We start from the raw sequence: 2,500 nt of genomic DNA, 5'->3' as shown, positions 1-2,500 counted from the left end.
CAGCTAAGGTCCCCAAGTCATGGCTAAGTGGGAAAGGATGTGAGGATCCCAAAACAACCAGGATGTTGGCTTAGAAGCAGCCATCATTTAAAGAAAGCGTAACAGCTCACTGGTCTAAATAAGGGTCTTTGCGCCGAAAATGTAACGGGGCTAAAGCCATGCACCGAAGCTGAGGATACGTCGCAAGACGTGTGGTAGCGGAGCGTTCCGTAAGCCTGTGAAGGGAGACCCGTGAGGGCTCCTGGAGGTATCGGAAGTGCGAATGTTGACATGAGTAACGATAAAGGGAGTGAGAGACTCCCTCGCCGAAAGACCAAGGGTTCCTGCTTAAAGTTAATCTGAGCAGGGTTAGCCGGCCCCTAAGATGAGGCAGAAATGCGTAGTCGATGGGAACCACGTTAATATTCGTGGGCCTGGTGGTAGTGACGGATTGCTTAACCTGTTCTGACTTATTGGATTGTCAGGGCGGGGACGCGGTTCCAGGAAATAGCTCCACCGTATAGACCGTACCCGAAACCGACACAGGTGGTCAGGTAGAGTATACCAAGGCGCTTGAGAGAACTATGCTGAAGGAACTCGGCAAATTGCACGCGTAACTTCGGAAGAAGCGTGACCCCACTGTACGCAAGTATGTTGGGGTGGCACAGACCAGGGGGTAGCGACTGTTTATCAAAAACACAGGGCTCTGCGAAGTTGCAAAACGACGTATAGGGCCTGACGCCTGCCCGGTGCTGGAAGGTTAAAGGGAGAGGTGCAAGCTTTGAACTGAAGCCCCAGTAAACGGCGGCCGTAACTATAACGGTCCTAAGGTAGCGAAATTCCTTGTCGGGTAAGTTCCGACCTGCACGAATGGCGTAACGACTTCCCCGCTGTCTCCAGCATAGACTCAGTGAAATTGAATTCCCCGTGAAGATGCGGGGTTCCTGCGGTCAGACGGAAAGACCCCGTGCACCTTTACTATAGCTTTACACTGGCATTCGTGTCGGCATGTGTAGGATAGGTGGTAGGCTTTGAAGCGGGGACGCCAGTTCTCGTGGAGCCATCCTTGAAATACCACCCTTATCGTCATGGATGTCTAACCGCGGTCCGTTATCCGGATCCGGGACAGTGTATGGTGGGTAGTTTGACTGGGGCGGTCGCCTCCGAAAGAGTAACGGAGGCGCGCGATGGTGGGCTCAGACCGGTCGGAAATCGGTCGTCGAGTGCAATGGCATAAGCCCGCCTGACTGCGAGACTGACAAGTCGAGCAGAGACGAAAGTCGGTCATAGTGATCCGGTGGTCCCGTGTGGAAGGGCCATCGCTCAACGGATAAAAGGTACGCCGGGGATAACAGGCTGATGACCCCCAAGAGTCCATATCGACGGGGTTGTTTGGCACCTCGATGTCGGCTCATCGCATCCTGGGGCTGGAGCAGGTCCCAAGGGTTTGGCTGTTCGCCAATTAAAGCGGTACGTGAGCTGGGTTCAGAACGTCGTGAGACAGTTCGGTCCCTATCTGCCGTGGGTGTAGGAATATTGACAGGATCTGTCCCTAGTACGAGAGGACCGGGATGGACATATCTCTGGTGGACCTGTTGTGGCGCCAGCCGCATAGCAGGGTAGCTATATATGGAATGGATAACCGCTGAAGGCATCTAAGCGGGAAACCAACCTGAAAACGAGTATTCCCTTGAGAACCGTGGAAGACTACCACGTTGATAGGCTGGGTGTGGAAGTGCGGCAACGCATGAAGCTTACCAGTACTAATCGTTCGATTGGCTTGATTGTTCTCATTGCTCATGTTCATTGAAATGAACAGAGCCATCTGTTTTGTCCTCACGCTGTCGCCGCAAAGCGGCTGCGCTGCGGACGGCGCGCCAAACGATTGGCGACGCGCTCTGCGCTTGCGGTCTTCGACCGGAAGGCAGGCAACAAGACGTGTTCTAAAAAATGAAGTCTCAGACTTCAACCAGCTTCTCATTTGGTTTGTCACCGTCGCCGGTGACATTCTTGCCCTTACTTGACCTGGTGGTTATTGCGGGGTGGCTGCACCCGTTCCCATTCCGAACACGGCCGTGAAACGCCCCTGCGCCAATGGTACTCCGTCTTAAGACGCGGGAGAGTAGGTCGCTGCCAGGTCTAGTAATGGCAAGAAAATACCAAATCGTCTTCTCGACACAAACTCCGGCCTAGCCGAAAACAACGGGCCGCCCTCAAGCGGCCTTTTTGCTTCGCTAAAATACCGGAAACGCAAATCAAACGGGACCGCCGATCGGATCAAACCGGTCCCAACGTCCCTAACTTGAGTAAATCGCCTTCGGCAATTTGCTCACGCAGGAAAGCATCACCGCAAAGCGGTGACGCAATCGCGACAAGTCCGTAGGACTTGCACAGATGCGACAAGTCCGTAGGACTTGCACAGATGGCGCGGGGTGGAGCAGCCCGGTAGCTCGTCAGGCTCATAACCTGAAGGCCGCAGGTTCAAATCCTGCCCCCGCAACCAATCAACAAAAAACCCGCC

Annotated in this window: 1 tRNA gene and 2 rRNA genes (1 of these 3 cut by a window edge); all 3 read left to right on the top strand. The window is 54.2% G+C overall.

Features of this window, described 5'->3' with window-relative positions:
- Positions 1–1,767, top strand: a 23S ribosomal RNA gene (locus ASG68_RS23335); it begins 1,031 nt to the left of the window's first position.
- Between the two features lie 236 nt (positions 1,768–2,003).
- A 5S ribosomal RNA gene (rrf, locus tag ASG68_RS23330) occupies positions 2,004–2,118 on the top strand.
- 287 nt (positions 2,119–2,405) lie between these two features.
- A tRNA-Met gene (locus ASG68_RS23325) sits at positions 2,406–2,482 on the top strand.
- Positions 2,483–2,500 lie beyond the last annotated feature (18 nt).

The sequence above is a fragment of the Rhizobium sp. Leaf453 genome (genome assembly GCF_001425605.1).
GTDB lineage: Bacteria > Pseudomonadota > Alphaproteobacteria > Rhizobiales > Rhizobiaceae > Pararhizobium.
The sequence above is the reverse complement of the archived record's forward strand: the minus strand, read 5'-3'. Positions and strand labels throughout refer to the sequence as shown.